General features: G+C 59.3%; 16 protein-coding genes. 8 read left to right on the top strand and 8 right to left on the bottom strand.

Annotation, left to right across the window (positions count from 1 at the left end):
- Positions 1-27: 27 nt before the first annotated feature.
- Positions 28-1092 (bottom strand): serine/threonine protein kinase, encoded by a 1065-nt coding sequence (locus AWB69_RS03815; protein ID WP_062082290.1) that lies wholly within the window; start codon positions 1090-1092, stop codon positions 28-30.
- 84 nt (positions 1093-1176) lie between these two features.
- On the bottom strand, positions 1177-1389 hold the full coding sequence (locus tag AWB69_RS03810) for a hypothetical protein (RefSeq protein WP_047895387.1): 213 nt from the start codon (positions 1387-1389) through the stop codon (positions 1177-1179).
- A 303-nt stretch (positions 1390-1692) separates the two neighbouring features.
- On the opposite strand from AWB69_RS03810, the gene AWB69_RS03805 reads away from it, so the two are divergent.
- The 4 genes from AWB69_RS03805 (at position 1693) to AWB69_RS03790 (ending at position 5637) form a co-directional block, all read left to right on the top strand.
- Complete coding sequence (locus AWB69_RS03805; protein WP_062082495.1) at positions 1693-2976, top strand: MFS transporter; 1284 nt, start codon at positions 1693-1695, stop codon at positions 2974-2976.
- A 244-nt stretch (positions 2977-3220) separates the two neighbouring features.
- On the top strand, positions 3221-3406 hold the full coding sequence (locus tag AWB69_RS03800; RefSeq protein ID WP_062082288.1) for a hypothetical protein: 186 nt from the start codon (positions 3221-3223) through the stop codon (positions 3404-3406).
- A 311-nt stretch (positions 3407-3717) separates the two neighbouring features.
- Positions 3718-4500 carry a DUF1295 domain-containing protein gene (locus tag AWB69_RS03795; protein WP_062082286.1) on the top strand — a complete coding sequence of 261 codons (783 nt, stop codon included), beginning with the start codon at positions 3718-3720 and terminating at the stop codon, positions 4498-4500.
- Positions 4501-4551: 51 nt separating this feature from the next.
- Positions 4552-5637 (top strand): SAM-dependent methyltransferase, encoded by a 1086-nt coding sequence (locus AWB69_RS03790; protein ID WP_156528724.1) that lies wholly within the window; start codon positions 4552-4554, stop codon positions 5635-5637.
- 35 nt (positions 5638-5672) lie between these two features.
- On the opposite strand, the gene AWB69_RS03785 is transcribed toward AWB69_RS03790, so the two are convergent.
- Positions 5673-7145, bottom strand: coding sequence for an amidase (locus AWB69_RS03785; protein ID WP_062082281.1), 1473 nt, complete (start codon positions 7143-7145; stop codon positions 5673-5675).
- A gap of 78 nt (positions 7146-7223) precedes the next feature.
- Positions 7224-7919 carry a dienelactone hydrolase family protein gene (locus AWB69_RS03780; protein ID WP_062082279.1) on the bottom strand — a complete coding sequence of 232 codons (696 nt, stop codon included), beginning with the start codon at positions 7917-7919 and terminating at the stop codon, positions 7224-7226.
- Between the two features lie 686 nt (positions 7920-8605).
- Here AWB69_RS03780 and AWB69_RS03775 point away from each other — a divergent pair.
- A complete protein-coding gene (locus AWB69_RS03775; protein WP_062082277.1) occupies positions 8606-9751 on the top strand; it encodes a branched-chain amino acid ABC transporter substrate-binding protein in 1146 nt (381 codons plus the stop codon).
- Positions 9752-9906: 155 nt separating this feature from the next.
- Here AWB69_RS03775 and AWB69_RS03770 read toward each other — a convergent pair whose 3' ends face one another.
- Positions 9907-11130, bottom strand: a complete 1224-nt coding sequence (locus tag AWB69_RS03770; RefSeq protein WP_062082275.1) for an MFS transporter — start codon at positions 11128-11130, stop codon at positions 9907-9909.
- 191 nt (positions 11131-11321) lie between these two features.
- On the opposite strand from AWB69_RS03770, the gene AWB69_RS03765 reads away from it, so the two are divergent.
- The 3 genes from AWB69_RS03765 (at position 11322) to AWB69_RS03755 (ending at position 14111) form a co-directional block, all read left to right on the top strand.
- Positions 11322-11987, top strand: a complete 666-nt coding sequence (locus AWB69_RS03765; protein WP_062082273.1) for a HugZ family pyridoxamine 5'-phosphate oxidase — start codon at positions 11322-11324, stop codon at positions 11985-11987.
- 374 nt (positions 11988-12361) lie between these two features.
- The gene (locus AWB69_RS03760; protein ID WP_062082271.1) at positions 12362-12667 is read left to right on the top strand and encodes an H-NS histone family protein; all 306 of its coding nucleotides are present in this window, start codon (positions 12362-12364) and stop codon (positions 12665-12667) included.
- Positions 12668-12917: 250 nt separating this feature from the next.
- A complete protein-coding gene (locus tag AWB69_RS03755) occupies positions 12918-14111 on the top strand; it encodes a cation diffusion facilitator family transporter (RefSeq protein WP_062082269.1) in 1194 nt (397 codons plus the stop codon).
- Between the two features lie 31 nt (positions 14112-14142).
- Here AWB69_RS03755 and AWB69_RS03750 read toward each other — a convergent pair whose 3' ends face one another.
- The 3 genes from AWB69_RS03750 to AWB69_RS03740 all read right to left on the bottom strand — a co-directional run bounded on the left by AWB69_RS03750 (position 14143) and on the right by AWB69_RS03740 (position 15987).
- Positions 14143-14601: an Lrp/AsnC family transcriptional regulator gene (locus AWB69_RS03750; protein WP_031357026.1), complete on the bottom strand. Its 459-nt coding sequence runs from the start codon at positions 14599-14601 to the stop codon at positions 14143-14145.
- 94 nt (positions 14602-14695) lie between these two features.
- A complete protein-coding gene (locus AWB69_RS03745; RefSeq protein ID WP_062082266.1) occupies positions 14696-15346 on the bottom strand; it encodes a 3'-5' exonuclease family protein in 651 nt (216 codons plus the stop codon).
- Positions 15343-15987, bottom strand: a complete 645-nt coding sequence (locus AWB69_RS03740) for an MBL fold metallo-hydrolase (RefSeq protein WP_062082263.1) — start codon at positions 15985-15987, stop codon at positions 15343-15345. The genes AWB69_RS03745 and AWB69_RS03740 overlap by 4 nt, the downstream gene beginning before the upstream one ends.
- Positions 15988-16225: the final 238 nt, after the last annotated feature.

Below are 16225 nucleotides of genomic sequence, written 5' to 3'. Positions count from 1 at the left end.
GCAACAAGACACCAGGCAAACTACCGGTCAAACCGGCCAGAGCGGCCCTTCTTCCATTGCGCCGACCTGCTCGCGCAACTCCAGAATCCGGTCTTCCCAATATCGTTGCGTGTTGAACCACGGAAACGCGGCGGGAAACGCGGGATCGTTCCAGCGACGCGCCAGCCAGGCCGCGTAGTGAATCAACCGCAGCGTGCGCAGCGCTTCGACCAGATGCAGCTCACGCGGCTCGAAATCGCAGAAATCTTCGTACCCGGCCAGCAGATCACCCAATGCGCGCGAAGCCTCCGGACGGTCGCCCGGCAGCAGCAGCCATAGATCCTGAATAGCGGGCGCCATGCGGCTGTCATCGAAATCGACAAAATGCGGACCCGCATCCGTCCACAAAACGTTGCTTGGATGACAATCTCCGTGCAGCCGGATGCTTTTGATGTCGCCGGCGCGTTCGTAGCATCGTTCGACGCCTTCCAGCGCCATTTTCACCACGGTTTCATACGCTTCCCGCACGTCCTTCGGCACAAACCCGTGCGTGAGTAAAAACTCGCGCGGTTCGTAACCGAAGGTCTGGATATCAAGCGCCGGCCGTTCCACGTACGGCTTTATCTGCCCGACCGCGTGGATCCGGCCGATAAACCGCCCAAGCCATTCCAGCGTCTCCGGCCGGTCGATATCCGGCGCGCGCCCGCCACGTCGTTCGAAGATGGAGAACCGGAAACCCTCGAACGTATGCAGCGTCGCGCCATTCAGCACGCGTGCCGGCACCGCCGGAATCTCGCGTTCATAAAGCGTCGAAACAAAAGCGTGCTCTTCGAGAATGGCGTCGTCGGACCAGCGCAGCGGCCGGTAGAACTTTGCGACCATCGGCGGCCCGTCCTCCATGCCAACCTGATACACGCGGTTTTCATAGCTGTTGAGCGCGAGCATGCCGCCGTCGGTGCGTTCGCCAAGCGGCATGAGGACGCTGTCGAGCGCATCGAGCACACGCTCGGGCGTGAGATCCGCGAAAGGCGGGGGCGGGAGATCAGCGTCGTCGCCGGGAAGAGAAAGGCTGTCTGCGGACGCGCGGGATGCATCGGAATGGTTCGAGTTCATCCCTGCATTGTGACGCGCATCGCGGGTGGAAGCATCAGCGATGCGCGGATACAGCGAAACAGCGTTCTGAAACGCGCTAATTCCTTAATGCATGAGCGCGTTAGTGGGGCGAACGAGTTCGCCGGTATCGATCAGGTCTTCGAGGAAGAACGGTTCCGTATTTAGTAGTTCCGACGTGCCGGGTTCGTCCGCATACCAGGCGACCATGGCCATGTCGCCGAGAATCCGCATGACGATCCCGCGTGCGCCTTGAGGCACCGCAATATGGACGGAGCGAACGATTGAACCGATTTGCATGATTACTCCCCGAGGTTGCCGGCAGAACAAAAGACGTGCCGGTCGGTTCTGGATGAAACACAGGAATGTGACCTCCTGTGCGCGAGACTTCAGTGCGCCCGTGAATCCCTCGAATGCCTGCGCATTGCAGCGTGTTCCGATGATTTCGGCTGAAACGATGTTCTACTTTAGCGCATCAATTCTCGTGGGGTGAAAAGTTGCAATGGTATTGAAACAACGCAATCGCATCCCGATCGCTTTCGCAAGTCGATTGAAAGCGCCAGGCGCGGTATCCGGCAAAACCCTGACGATCACGGTATCGTTATGGCCTTCGCCCCCGGAGATATCTTTGTGACTTCATCGCCGGCGCCCCCCCGGTCAGCTTCGTCCTCCTCGCTTCCCCCCGATCCCCTGCCGTACCTCGACCGCGGATCGCGTGCTTACTGGCATGCTGCAATCGCCTTGCTGTTTGCAGGCTACGCCACGTTTTCGCTGCTCTACTGTGTGCAGCCGCTCCTTCCGGAATTCACCAAGACGTTCGGCGTCAGCCCGGCGCAAAGCGCGCTGTCGGTATCGGTGACGACGGCAACGCTCGCCGTGGCGATTTTTATCGCCGGCTTTGTTTCAGAGGGCTGGAGCCGGCACCGGTTGATGACCCTGTCGCTCACGGCTTCGTCGCTGCTGACGATTATCGTGGCGTTTCTGCCGAGTTGGCCCACGCTGCTGTTCGTGCGTGCGCTCGAGGGGCTGGCGCTTGGCGGCGTGCCGGCAGTCGCCATGGCCTATCTCGCCGAGGAAGTGCATCCCGATGGCCTCGGCCTCGCCATGGGACTCTACGTCGGAGGCACTGCCATAGGGGGAATGGCGGGGCGCGTGATCAGCGGGATTCTCGCGGACTTCTTCTCGTGGCACGTGGCTATCGGTGGAATCGGGGTGCTTGGGCTGCTCGCCACGCTGGCGTTTCGGACGCTCCTGCCACCGTCGCGACGTTTTGTGCCGCGCGCGGGGATGGGATTTCGCCATCATCGGACGGCGCTGTCCGGGCATCTGAAAAACCGCAGTCTTCCGTTCGTGTTCCTGATGGGTTTTGTGCTCATGGGCAGCTTCGTGACGCTCTATAACTACGTCGGGTATAGGTTGATCGCGGCGCCGTTCAATCTGAGCCAGACGGAAATTGGTGCGATTTTCGTGGTGTATCTGACAGGCGTGGTGGCGTCGCCGTGGTCCGGGAAAATGGCCGATGTGTTTGGCCGTGGCCGCGTCCTGATCGCCGCGCTCTTGCTGATGATCCTTGGCGTGGCGTTGACGTTGTCGAGTTCGTTGCCCGTGGTGATTGCGGGCATCGCGTGCATGACGTTCGGATTTTTTGCCGGCCATTCGGTCGCAAGCGGCTGGATCGGATTGCTGGCGAAAGGCCCTAAAGGTCAGGCAGCTGCGCTGTACCTGCTCGCGTATTACATCGGGTCGAGTGTGCTCGGCTCCTGGGGCGGACACTTCTGGACCATCGCCGGTTGGCCGGGGGTAAGCGGCTTTGTATTTGCGCTGTTGCTGATCGGTTTGGGCGGCGCGGATTACCTGCGTCGGCGAGAACAGCACGTGAATGCCTGATCGTTTAGATACACGCGTGGACGTAACGAAAGTTCTTCGTAAACACTAATAAGTGAGGGTTTTTCCGTATCCGCTTACAACATGTGACCGGAAAGCTCCGTCCTATAAGGCATTTCGTTAATCGTTCGCTAACGTTTGCGCAAAGCACCATGAATAAAGCTTAAACAACGTCCTATACTCGAATCGACAGTGCGACGTCTCACGCAATCAGGTGGACGCTGAGCACGGACGATGGGAGACGAGTATGAACACCTACTTCACGATCGGCGACTTCATCCTGATCATCCCGATGGCGCTTGCAGGCATTCTCTTCCTCGGCGCGGTACCTTGCGCCACGCAGTTCCGGAAAAATACCCTGCGCGTATTTGGCGCGCTGCTCGGCGTGCTGGTTGCACTGCTGCTGGTGGAAGGATTGCCGGCGCTGGTTTAGCAGTCCGATGGGCTGATCGGCGCGGCGAGCCGAGAAGGCTTCGGCTTCCACGCCTGCTGGACAGGAACAGGCGCTTAAAAGCGCGCCGTTCCTGTGTTTCCGCTCATCTTCGGGAATATCCTATGTTCACGTTCGTTCTGAACGTCGACGTCTGATTCGCTTCCGCTCCCGCGTTTGCCACCTTGTGCCGGCGCATCCGCCGGACGCCAACGTGCGTAATTAGTCCAGGCCGCAGTCCAGGTCGTAGTTGCAATCGTTCTCCGGCCGATGCCACCCGTATTCAACGCAAAAAAATCGACATCGAGGACTTCATGTCGCCGCTCGCCGTTGCCGTTATTGCTTTTATCGCGCTCATTGTTGTTTTCACGGCGGTTTGGGCGTGGCAGGTTAAATCGAAGAATGCCGGGATGATCGATCCCGTCTGGGCGATATCGCTCGGCTTGACCGCAATGCTGGTTGCGGCACTCGCGCAAGGCGATCCGCACACGCGGGTTGTCGTGGGAACTGGCGGGTTCGTCTGGGGCGTGCGGCTCGGTCTGCACCTATGGAAGCGGAATGCCGGTCACGCCGAAGATCCGCGTTATCACAAGTTTCGCGCGCAGTGGGGCGCCAATGCCAACAAGAAAATGTTCTGGTTTTTCCAGTTGCAAGCCGTGATTTCGATGCTGCTGTCGCTCGCGTTTTTCGTCCCGGCCTATCGTGCTACGCCGCCGGGTGCTGCCTGGGTCGCGCTGGCGGCGGTGATCTGGGTGATTGCGATTGCAGGAGAAGCGCTCGCGGATCATCAATTGCGCGTGTTCAAGGCGGACCCGTCGAATCACAGCAACGTTTGCCGCGCGGGCCTGTGGCGCTATTCACGGCATCCGAATTACTTCTTCGAATGCGTGCATTGGGTCGCGTACATTCCGCTGGCTATTGGCGTTGGCGCATGGATTTTCGCCATGCTGTTACCACCTGTCCTGATGGCGTGGCTGCTGATGAAAGTCTCGGGCGTACCCATGGTCGAAGCGGAATCGGCTAAAAAACGCGCCGGGTATGCGGACTATATGCGTACGACCAGTGCATTGATTCCATGGCCGCCGCGTCATCCTTAAATAATAATAGCGAGGAGTTTCCATATGAGCGACCTGCCATCCCGAGCGGTTATGTCAGAACCACAAGAAAAAGAAGTGCCGGCGGAGAGCTGGCTGATCGACTGGTGCGAGCGCGGCCGGCTTCCGGACTCGCTCGTGCGCCTGGGGATGCGCCGGCTGATGAAACAGCGTCTGCGCGATGAAGGTATCGACGACGGCGAAGCGCGCTCGAAGCGCTTCAACCGTCTGGTCGATGAACTGCGTGCGAGCCCGATCGCGATCGAAACGCAAGCCGCGAGCGCGCAGCATTACGAGGTGCCGGCGGCGTTTTTCCACGGGCATCTGGGCGAGCATCTGAAGTACTCGTGCTGCCTGTATCGAACGGGAAAGGAGACGCTCGATCAGGCCGAGCGCGCGATGCTCGAGGAATATGCCGCTCGCGCGCAACTCACCGACGGCCAGCGCATCCTCGATCTCGGTTGCGGCTGGGGATCGCTCTCGTTGTGGCTGGCGGAAGCCTATCCGCGCTCGCAGATCGTGGCGTTATCGAATTCGCGGGGCCAGCGCGAGTTCATCGAGGCTGAAGCGGCCGGGCGAGGCATCGCCAACCTGAGCGTGGTGACGGGGAATATCGTCGATCACCAGTTCGATCCGGCATGGCTTGCCGAGGGCTTCGACCGCGTCTTGTCGATCGAGATGTTCGAGCATATGAAGAACTATCGGTTATTGCTGAACAAGATTTCGGGCTGGATGCGCGAAGACGGCAAGCTTTTTGTGCACGTGTTCGCGCATCGCACGCTGGCTTATCACTTCGAAGTGAAGGACGGCAGCGACTGGATGTCGAAGTACTTTTTCACGGGCGGGACGATGCCGTCGGAGGCGCTGTTACTCCATTTTCAGGACGATCTCAGGATTGACCGTCAATGGTGGGTGAGCGGCGCGCACTACGAAAAGACGGCGAATCACTGGCTTGAGAATCTGGATGCGGCGCGCAGCGAGTTGATGCCGCTGATGGTCCAGACGTACGGCGCCGCCAATGCCGGCATCTGGTTTCAGCGCTGGCGCATGTTTTATATGGCCGTGGCCGAGTTGTTCGGCTATGGCGGGGGCAACGAATGGGGCGTCGCGCATTACCGCTTTTCCAAGCGCCCAGGCTAGGTTTTCGTTCGCCTGGGCGCTACGCGTCACCACCGTCACCTCGCCGTCATCAACGCCGGACGGCGGGCAAACCACGGCCTCGCGGCCTCCAGCTGCGCCGCCAGCCGGAACAAGGTGGCATCGTCGTTTAACCGCCCGGCAAACTGCACGCCGATCGGCATACCCCGGGCGTTCCAGTAAAGCGGCACGGACATGGCCGGCTGGCCGGTAAAGTTGAAAAGCTCCGTGCAACCCGCCCAGTCGAACGCCTTCTTGGCAGAAACCGACAGCATTCGCCGCAACAGCGGTTCAATGGGAATTGCCGACAGAACGTGCATCTGGAAACGCTCGAATTGCGTTGGCTGCTTGGCGCCGATCTTGAACGGCGCGGCAGCAAGCGTTGGTGTCAACAACACGTCATACCGAGTCATCAACGCAGCCATCTGCGCGGTGACCTGACGCTGGGTCTCCAGCGCTGCCGGGAGATCGCGCTCGCCAATCGTTCGGCCGATATGCGCCATCGCCCACGATGCAATCTCGAAATCAGCGCGCTTTGGTTTCTGACCGCTGATGCGATCGGCGTGCAGCACAATGTCTTCGGCCAGCACCGACCACATGACGAGGAACGCGTGAGCAATGGCGTTGAAGTCGAGGCCAAACGACGCGGGTTCCACACGATGACCCAGCGATTCGGCGAGCTTGGCGGCGTCGTACAGCGCGGCTTTTACATCCGCCGATAACGCCCCCGCGAGCTGCGGCTCCTCCATATAACCGATGCGCAACGGCGCGCACGGCTCGGCAACGGCACGGAAGAAAATGCCCGGCTTGCCCGACGAGGTGAGGTCGAGCAGCAGGGCGCTGTCGCGGACGCTGCGCGACACGGCGTGATCTACCGCCAGATCGCCGGCAGTGGGCAGCGGTTGTGGCTGTACATCGTTGGATGGCTTGTAGCCGAAGAGCCCGCAGCACGACGCCGGGATGCGGATCGATCCGCCGCCGTCCGCCGCGTGCGCCAGCGGGACGACGCCGCCCGCCACGGCCGCGGCCGCTCCTCCGCTGGAACCGCCCGTGGTGTAGTCGAGTGCCCACGGATTGCGCGTTGGCCCGAACAATTCCGGTTCGGTGTACGGCATCTGGCCGATTTCAGGCGTGTTGGTCTTGCCGAAAATGTTGAGTCCGGCTTGCTTCGAGCGCGCGACGATCAGCGAATCTTCAGTGGGCGTGAAATGCTGGAAATGGCGGCATCCCATGGACATGCGCAAACCCGCGACCGGCGCGCCCAGGTCCTTGATGAGATAGGGAACACCCGCGAGCGGACCAACGCCGAGGGTGCCGGAGCCATCGCGGCCGCCCCGGCTCGCACGGTCGCGCGCCGCCTGATAGTCCTTCAGGACAATCGCATTGAGCGCCGGATCAACCGCTTCGGCGCGCGCGATCGCCGTGTCGATCAATTCCCGCGCGCTGACCTGGCCACTGCGCACGAGCTCGGCCAGGCCGATCGCATCGTAGTCGAGATACTCGGACTGCACGGTTCCCCCTTTTCTGAAGCGGTTGTGTCCGGTCTTCTCAGGCGGCCAACCGCGCAGTCCGCGGCGTTGTGCGCCGGGTTACGGGTGCTCGCCGAGGAACGTGAGCGTGCGTCCGTGCGCCAGTGCCGATGCCGCCTGATTGTACGACGCGCGGTCCGTGCAATTGAAGCCGTGATCGGCGCCCGGATACACGTGGACCTGAGCGTCCTTACCCGCGAAGCGCTGCTTGACGGAGTCGACCGCGGCGGACGGAATGTGGGCGTCGAGTGCGCCGTAGTGGAACTGCATCGGCACCTTGATCTTGTCGGCCAGGTCGAGTTCGTTCTGGATACCGCCGCCGTAGTAGGCCACGGCGATATCGAACGCACCTTGCGCCGCCGACAAATAGGCCAGCCGGCCGCCGAGGCAATACCCGACAGCCGCGACCTTGCCCGTGACTTCCGGGAGCGAACGCAGCGCAGCGGCGGTGGCGGAGACATCGGCGACGGCGTGCGCCACGTCGAGCTTGCCGTAGATTTCCATTGCTTTCTCGCGGTCCGCGCCGTCATAGCCAAGCTCGACGCGCGGCTGGACGCGCCAGAAAATGTCCGGTGCGAGCGCGACGTAACCATCGGCCGCGTACTGGTCGGCCACGGCGCGGATATGCGAGTTCACGCCGAATATTTCCTGGATGATGACGACGCCCGGGCCTTTGCCGGCTTTGGGCAACGCGAGATAGCCCTGGAAGGTGTCGCCGTTGGCGGGAATGTCGATCCAGCGGGATGTCACGGTCATGATGAAACTCCTGGCTGATGCCTGAATGTTGGGGGCGAAATGATGGGGGACGATAGGGGGCGAATTGCAGCCGGACAGTTTGCCACCATTCGAACGGCCTTGCTGGCAAGGGCACCGGCTGTAAAGCGGCTGTAGGCCGTGCACGCGGCGGCGCGTTTTTACGGGCGTTTCCGCAACTTTCACCCGCCGTGTTGCCGCATGCCGCGAGGCCTTGAAGCGACGACTAGTTAATAGTGCTAACCCCAGTGCTTATCTGAGTCCTTATCCGATTTCTTAACCCGCGCAATTGACTTGAAACAAGCGGGCCGGATAATAACGGCATGGCCGGGTAAAACTAAAGAGTTGCCTCTAGAATACCGCGCACGGTCACTTGGGGAAGTCTGCCAATCTGCTGAAGAACCGCATGAACAGGACCTTTGCGCACCGCACCAGCACACTTTCAATGGCTTCTCAACACATCTCTTATTAGTAGTCGCACCAGTATCTTAAAAAACTTCCCCAAATTAATTTGACAACCCTACACTTGCGCGCAGTACGGATGCTGGTCGTCAAAAACGGCTTGCGGAAGTACGAGCCAAGTGCATGACGATGCATCCGGCGTGGTCGTCCACGGGGCTGAGCGAAACGTGACGAAGACGGAGCACAGGGCGACACCGTTGTTTTTGGGACCGAAACTGGAGACTTACATGAACACCAAGCTTCACAAACTGTTGCCTATCAGCGCTGCAGCGCTATTGTTCGCCTCGATGGCAACAACCGCTACGGCCGACGAGGTCGTCAAGATCGGTCACGTTGCACCGTTGACCGGTGGTATTGCCCACTTGGGCAAGGACAACGAAAACGGCGCGCGCCTCGCAGTTGAAGAAATCAATGCCAAGGGTCTGACGATCGGCGGCCAGAAGGTCACGCTTCAACTCGACGCGCAAGATGACGCAGCTGACCCGCGTACGGCTACTCAAGTGGCGCAGAAACTGGTCGACGATAAAGTCGTCGCCGTGGTTGGCCACTTGAATTCGGGGACCTCGATCCCGGCTTCGAAGATCTACAGCGATGCGGGCATCGTGCAGATTTCGCCGTCGGCAACGAACCCGGTGTACACGCAACAAGGCTTCAAGACGACGTACCGCGTTGTCGCGACCGATGCACAACAAGGTCCGGCACTGGCTAACTATGCCTCCAAGGAGCTGAAGCTGAAGAGCGTCGCGATTGTCGACGACTCGACCGCTTACGGCCAGGGTCTCGCGAACGAGTTCGAAAAGACTGCCAAGTCGCTCGGCATGAACGTGATGTCGCATGATGCGACCAACGACAAGGCTGTCGACTTCCGCGCAATCTTGACGAAGATCAAGGGCGAAAATCCTGACGCTGTGATGTTCGGCGGCATGGACGCAACCGGCGGCCCGTTCGCCAAGCAAGCCAAGCAACTCGGTCTGCGTGCCAAGGTACTGGCGGGCGACGGTGTTTGTACCGACCAGCTGTCGACTCTTGCTGGCGATGCAACCGACAATATCGTCTGCTCGGAAGCCGGCATGGCGCTGGAAAAGATGGAAGGCGGCGCGGCGTTCGCGGCCAAGTTCCAGAAGCGTTTCGGCCAGCCGATCCAGATCTACGCTCCGTTCACGTATGACGCGGTGTACATCATTGTCGATGCGATGAAGCGCGCCAATTCCACCGATCCGGCGAAGATTCTGGCAGCTATGCCGAATACGGATTACAAGGGTGTGATCGGCGAAACGACCTTCGACTCGAAGGGCGACCTGAAGCACGGCGTGATCTCGCTGTACAACTACAAGGCAGGCAAGAAGACGCTGCTGGACGTGGTCAAGATGTAATTATCGCCGGCGGTCCTGGTCGAGCTTCGATGTCATCGATGTCTCGATGAAGACCGCCCCCGATGATCTTCATTCTTAAAAAACGCGCTGATTTCGGTCAGCGCGTTTTTTTCATCTGGCGGTTTGGCGAGCGATGATTGGCGCTCGTGGTCCGTTCACAGCTTCAACTTCTTCATGATTCTCGGCCCTGCGAGCGCAATCAGCGCTGCACAGGCGGCGACCACCGACAACCCTATCGGCAAGGTGCTCAATTGCGCCACGCCGCCTATCAGTACCGGCCCGAACAGCAGGCCGAAGTAAGCCAGCCCTGCGACCTGCGCCAGCCCTTCAGCCGGGCTCACGCCCTTCACACGCGCCGCAGCGGCGAATAGCACCGGCATCATGTTCGCGAGTCCGAGCCCCATCAGCGTGAACCCCGCGAGCGTGACGACCGCGTTGGGCAGCAACAGCGCCGCCACCATGCCGATAAATGCCAGCGCCGCGCTCGCGAAGATGAGCTGGGGCGCGCCGAAGCGGGCGCGCACCGCATCACCGCCAAAACGTCCGGCCGCCATGCCGCCGGTGAACGCCGCGTAGGCCGCGCTGGATAGCGCGGGCGTGGCAAGCACAACGTCGCGCATGTAGACGGTTGCCCAGTCGTACATGGCCCCTTCGGCGATCAACGCGACCAACGCCATGCCGCCGAGCGCCCACAACGCCCCGGAGCGCCAACGGTTCGATGAAGACCTGCCATGCACATTGTCTGCGTGAGGGACGTGCGGCAGCACGGCGGGTACGGACACCAGCAGCACGATCAGGCTCACCACCGACGCCAGCGCAAGATGCGCCTCCGGCGGCATGCCGTGCGCGAGCAGCGCGCCGCCGGCTGCTGCACCGGACATGCCGCCGACGCTGAACATGCCGTGCAGCGACGACATGATCGGCCGCTCGAGCGCTTCTTCAACGGCGCTGGCTTCCGCGTTCATCGCGACATCGAGTGTGGCCATGCTGAAACCGAACAGCGCCAGCACGACCAGCAGCATCCAGTAGAAGGGCGCAACCAGGATCAGCGCGCCGCAGATCGTCATGCCGATACCACCGGCAAGGCACGCGCGGCGAGTGCCGACACGCGCGATCCACGGACCGTTGGTGAGCATGGCGACGATCGAGCCGGCGGCAACCGCCAGGAGCGCAATGGAGAGCGATCCGGGGCTCAGGTGAAATTTGTCGCGCACCGTGGGCACGTGCACACCCCAGGAGGCATACAGCATCCCTGCGATGAAAAACACGGCCATCGTCGCGTAGCGCGCTCGCTCGCGTTTTGCCGCGGGAAGCCGCCGATGCACGGCGTTCGGGGTGTCGTGCCCAACGGCGCGGGCACCTGAAACGGATTCGGACACGGGAATCGCTCTCTTCGCTTCTGTTTTGACGGCCGGTTCTTCCGGCGGCCGAGGAAGCTTTCAATTCTATCGGGTTGCGGACGGACCTGGTTTTAGTGCTTTAAGATCGTAAAGGGCGCCCACTTTTCATACTGGCCCGTTCGTATGACCGCTGGTGAGTTCCAGTGATGAGTTCTCTCGTGAGGTCCGCTTTGAATATCCCGTCGCATGCTCCGTTGCATCTATTGCATCAAGTGCCGCACGGCACGCTTGCCACACACTCGCGTGAGCCGCGCGGTTTTCCTTACCCCACGGCATTACCGTTCGCGCCGACCGCCCGCCATGTGCCAATGGTGCTCATTAGCCATCTGGCGGAGCACACGCGCAATCTGCAACTCGACCCGCGCGCGGGTTTTCTGATTACCCATTCGGGCGGCGACGCTATTCTCGAAGGCCAGCGTCTTACGATGCTCGGCTCGTTTTCTCCGGCGCCGCCTGAATCCGTCGATGAACTGGCGCGCCGTTATCTCCGATATCACCCGGATGCGGCCCGTTATCTCGAATTGGGCGACTTCACGTTTTGGATCATGTCGCTCGAACGCATGCGTTATATAGGCGGCTTTGGCGCAATGGGCTGGCTGGATGCGACGGCGCTCGATCCACTCGAACCGTTATCCGAGCAGAATGAGCTTCGGCTCCTGGAATTATTTGCCGATTCTCCCGCGCGACCGGCGGGACTCGAACTAATGGGTATCGACAAATATGGTTGCGACCTGCGGACTCCCGGAACGCGCAATCGTTTCACCTTCGATAAACCGAAACAAACTCGCGCGGAGCTGAATGCCGCGTTGATCGATTGTATTGAACGGCATAGGTGATTGTCTGAACTTGCAATCGCTCAATGGTGTCTTTATGTCAATAAATTACAAGATGGCGTTACGGCAATGAAGCATTTTGGGCAAACTCGCACGGGATGGAAGGTTTAACCGATATGTTTCGGGTTATTTTCATTTCATGAAAGACCTTGCTGGTTAATTTAACGGTGTAAGTAAGATGAATGCGGAGTTTCGGCAACGATTCATCGAATCACACCAATTGTTACGGACGCCCGTTCGACTCAATCGATTTAAATCGATAGTGTAGAAGCGTGCGCAAAATCCTGGTTGTGTTAATCTGCGATCTATTGAGAGGCTTTATGTTATAACCGGAACGGGCGACGACTCGTACACTGCAAACCACAAAGGAAATCATCATGCCGTCTTACAAGGAACTTCTCGCGCAGCGCGAAAATCTCGAACGACAGATTGAAGAAGCGAAGTCGCGGGAATACGCCGAAGTTCTCAATGAAATCAAGCAGAAGATGGCCGACTACGGCATCACGCTTGCTGAATTGGCAGGTGGCCGCGGCGGTAAAAATCTGAAAAATGCCACGCGTCCGCGTGCGGGCGTTGCACCGAAGTATCGTGACCCGGACAGCGGCAGCACGTGGTCGGGCCGCGGCAAGCCGCCGAAATGGATTGCGGGTCAAGAGCGCGACAGCTTCCTGATCCAGAAGTGAGATCGGATTGTTTGAAAAAGCCGCACCATTAAACGGTGCGGCTTTTTTTGTGCCTCCGCGTCTGCGCGCCGATAGCCGGCACGATTGAAACCAGCCTGCCGCACGGCATTGTGATGATATTCAAGACACAACTGAGAACGCGTCGTGTTTAAGTTAAATGAATGATTTTTATAGGATTTTTTAGTTTTTAAGTGAATGCGGTACACGGCGGCTTGGTAAAATTCGTCACATGATGACTTCGAGTGATGACATGTCGCTATCAACAGCGCGCACCGCAGAAAAGCAGGATGTAGCCCGCAAAACAACTTTCGCGAGCATCGCGGTGAACTCTGTGCTGATGGCAGCGCAGATTGTCGTCGGCGTGTTCGCGCATTCCCAGGCCTTGATTGCCGATGGCGTTCATTCACTGTCCGATCTGGTCTCGGACTTCATCGTTCTCCTGGCCAATCGGCATAGCGACGCCGCCCCTGACAGCGATCACAACTACGGCCACAGTCGTTATGAAACGGTCGCTTCATTATTTCTCGGCGCGCTTTTAATAGCTGTCGGCGTGGGGATGTTATGGCGAGCGGGTGAACGTATTACCAATATTCAAGACATCCCGGAGGTTCACGCCAGTGCGCTGATAGTTGCGGTGATCGTTTTGATTTCCAAGGAGTTATTGTTTCGCTATATGCTCCGCGCTGCCGAACGCGTGAGATCGGCACTCCTGATCGCAAATGCGTGGCACGCACGTTCTGACGCGGCGTCGTCGCTGGTCGTTGCTATCGGTATTATTGGGAGTATGGCCGGTTGGCGTTTGCTGGACCCTATCGCGGCCGCCATTGTCGGATTTATGTTGGCAAGGATGGGTTGGACTTTCGGATGGGATGCGCTGCAGGATTTGTCCGATCGCGCGCTGGATCTTGCCGAAACGGATAAGTTACGCATGCTGTTGACCAGCACGCCGGGTGTTCGCGACGTGCATGAATTGCGTACCCGGAAAATGGGAGATCTCGCCATTGTCGACGCGCATATTCTCGTCGATCCCCTCATTTCAGTTTCAGAGGGTCATTACATTGCGGAATCGGCGCGAGCGCGCTTGTTGACGAATACTCATGTCGTCGACGCGTTGATTCACGTCGATCCGGAAAATGATGAAATCAACCCGCCGCCGGGCAGAATGCCGACGCGCTCGGATGTCAGCGATGCCGTAAGCGCCGTATTCGGAGCTCATGGTCTCACGTACAACGCGCTGAACCTGCATTATCTGAGCAGTGGCTTCGATATCGACGTGACGCTTCCCGCAGACTTAAGCGACGATCAACTGGCCAGTCTGGAACCCGGCGATTTTGACGCGCTCAAGCGAAAACTCGGGGCGCGCGAGATTCGGTTTGCACGAACTGTAAGAAATGGGCCGCACATGGTCATTGCTGAATCGACTGCCGTTTCACGCCCTGATTAAAACGTCAATATTCATGTATTTGAAAGCTATCTTAAAGCGGCAATTGCGTATCGAATTTGATTTCGCGCAGGACCACGCTGGTCCGGACTTGTGCGACTGCCGGAATCTTGAAGATGCGGTCGTGTAGAAAGGCGTCGTAGGACTTGATATCCGGGGCGACAATTTTCAGGATGTAATCCGCCTCGCCCGTGGTGCTATAGCATTCCGTTACTTCCGGGCACGTGGTGATCTCGCGTTCGAATTGCTCGACGCCGCCTTCTGTGTGACGGGTGAGATGAATATGAGCGAGCGCGCAGACATGCAACCCGAGTTTTTCCCGATCGAGCAACGCGGTGTAGCGCTGGATCACCCCGGACTGCTCCATGTCCTTGATACGCCGCCAGCACGGAGTGCTCGACAGCCCGACCTGGTCGGATATCTCCTGAACCGAACGGCGGGCGTCCAGTTGCAGAAGCCGCAGGATTTTTTGTGAAAACGTGTCGAGAGTCAACTGCGCCTCCTTTCGGTCGCTACCAACTCCAATAGTAGAGGCGGCGGAAAAGAAGCGCAATGTCAAACGCCTGCGGTGAGCAATATTGCCTAACTCAGCGCCCAGACTGCGCGTTTTGTCCTTCGATGTCTTTGTCGTCCGACGTTTCGCCAGTTGCTTTCAGCGACGCCAGAAGCGCCCGTTGAGTCCGCAATTCGGCCAGCATGTTGCAGAAAAGAGCACCTTGTTCAACGGCGTCATCGAGCGCGACGTGCGTATGCGGGAGTTCGTCGAACCAGTGTTTCGGCAAACGCGGTTTGATCGCCTTCCGGTAGGGCAGGTCGGTCAGCGCGAACGCCAGCGTCTTGATGTCGAGCGCCGACCATGAGAACGGACAGCGTTCAGCGAAACGCATCATGTACCAGAACATGTAGGTGAAGTCGAAACCGGCCGGATAGGCGACGAACACCGGCTTGCCGGGCAATGCCTCGACCCATTCCACGTACGCCCGCAAGGCGGTGAGCGGTTGCTGCAAGTCGGTCCGGCATGCGGCCCACGCCTCGGGCTGGGTTTTCCACCACGCGGCTTGAATAGGGTGAGGCGCCGCGCCTTCCAGTGTCTCGAGATTGGCTGAGAACGTGCCGATCAGTTCCTTGTGTTCCGTGTAGGCCGCCGACGCAAAACTCAGCATGGAATGCGGGCCGGGGATGGGGCCATCAGCTTCGACATCTGTGCTGACGTAGATTTCAGGAATGGCGATGCTCATGCGTTCATCCTGTCGGCGACAAACGGATTGGTGCGGCGTTCATGTCCGAACGTGGAGGTTGGGCCGTGGCCCGGCACGAACGTGACGTCATCGCCCAGTGGCCAAAGCTTGTCCTGCACTGAGCGCACGAGGTCCGAATGATCGCCGCGCGGAAAATCAGTACGGCCAATCGAGCCCGCGAACAGCACGTCGCCGACCAAGGCCAGGCGGTTCGCCCGGCTGAAGAAGATCACATGGCCCGGGGTATGTCCGGGGCAGTGATAGACCTCCATGGTTTCGTCGCCGAACTGAACCGAGTCACCTTCTTGCAGCCACCGGTCGGGCGTGAAGGCCTGTGCGTCGCCGAAGCCGAAGCGCTTGCTTTGTGCCGGCAACTGGTCGATCCAGAATGCGTCTTCGGTGTGCGGTCCGTGGATTTCCACGCCGTAGTGATCGGCGAGCGCCTTTGCTCCGCCGCAGTGATCCAGATGTCCGTGCGTGAGCAGCACCTTGTCGACGGTCACATTGAGTTGTTCGACTGCGCTGATGATCCGCTCGACTTCACCGCCCGGATCGACGACGACCGCGCGGCCCGTTGTCTCGCACACGACGATTGAACAGTTTTGCTGGAACGGTGTCACGGGAATAAGGGTGACCTTCATGGCTGGGGGACCGAGGCGTGTAAAAACGTCCATTGTAACGGGCGAAAACCAGCGCTGCGGCAGCGCGCCAAGCGTTGGCCGAACGGTCAAAATGTGCCTAAAAAACAGGCAGAAACCGCAATTTTTACGCCAATGGAGAAAATGAGTAACATTTTGTTCGTCTCCAGGTGGTCCGCCTATGCATTTGGGTATAATCGGGCTACTTGTGCATGGTTTGAACATGCCATCAATGGGCAAT

This window comes from Caballeronia udeis, from assembly GCF_001544555.2.
Taxonomy (GTDB): Bacteria; Pseudomonadota; Gammaproteobacteria; order Burkholderiales; family Burkholderiaceae; genus Caballeronia; species Caballeronia udeis.
This window is presented reverse-complemented; position numbering and strand designations above follow the sequence as displayed.

Excerpts from the sequence above, each read along its gene's own strand:
- AWB69_RS03815 (WP_062082290.1), bottom strand. The coding sequence starts at position 1,092 with ATGAACTCGAACCATTCCGATGCATCCCGCGCGTCCGCAGACAGCCTT.
- AWB69_RS03810 (WP_047895387.1), bottom strand. The coding sequence starts at position 1,389 with ATGCAAATCGGTTCAATCGTTCGCTCCGTCCATATTGCGGTGCCTCAA.
- AWB69_RS03805 (WP_062082495.1), top strand. The coding sequence starts at position 1,693 with ATGGCCTTCGCCCCCGGAGATATCTTTGTGACTTCATCGCCGGCGCCC.
- AWB69_RS03800 (WP_062082288.1), top strand. The coding sequence starts at position 3,221 with ATGAACACCTACTTCACGATCGGCGACTTCATCCTGATCATCCCGATG.
- AWB69_RS03795 (WP_062082286.1), top strand. The coding sequence starts at position 3,718 with ATGTCGCCGCTCGCCGTTGCCGTTATTGCTTTTATCGCGCTCATTGTT.
- AWB69_RS03790 (WP_156528724.1), top strand. The coding sequence starts at position 4,552 with ATGTCAGAACCACAAGAAAAAGAAGTGCCGGCGGAGAGCTGGCTGATC.
- AWB69_RS03780 (WP_062082279.1), bottom strand. The coding sequence starts at position 7,919 with ATGACCGTGACATCCCGCTGGATCGACATTCCCGCCAACGGCGACACC.
- AWB69_RS03775 (WP_062082277.1), top strand. The coding sequence starts at position 8,606 with ATGAACACCAAGCTTCACAAACTGTTGCCTATCAGCGCTGCAGCGCTA.
- AWB69_RS03760 (WP_062082271.1), top strand. The coding sequence starts at position 12,362 with ATGCCGTCTTACAAGGAACTTCTCGCGCAGCGCGAAAATCTCGAACGA.
- AWB69_RS03755 (WP_062082269.1), top strand. The coding sequence starts at position 12,918 with ATGTCGCTATCAACAGCGCGCACCGCAGAAAAGCAGGATGTAGCCCGC.
- AWB69_RS03745 (WP_062082266.1), bottom strand. The coding sequence starts at position 15,346 with ATGAGCATCGCCATTCCTGAAATCTACGTCAGCACAGATGTCGAAGCT.
- AWB69_RS03740 (WP_062082263.1), bottom strand. The coding sequence starts at position 15,987 with ATGAAGGTCACCCTTATTCCCGTGACACCGTTCCAGCAAAACTGTTCA.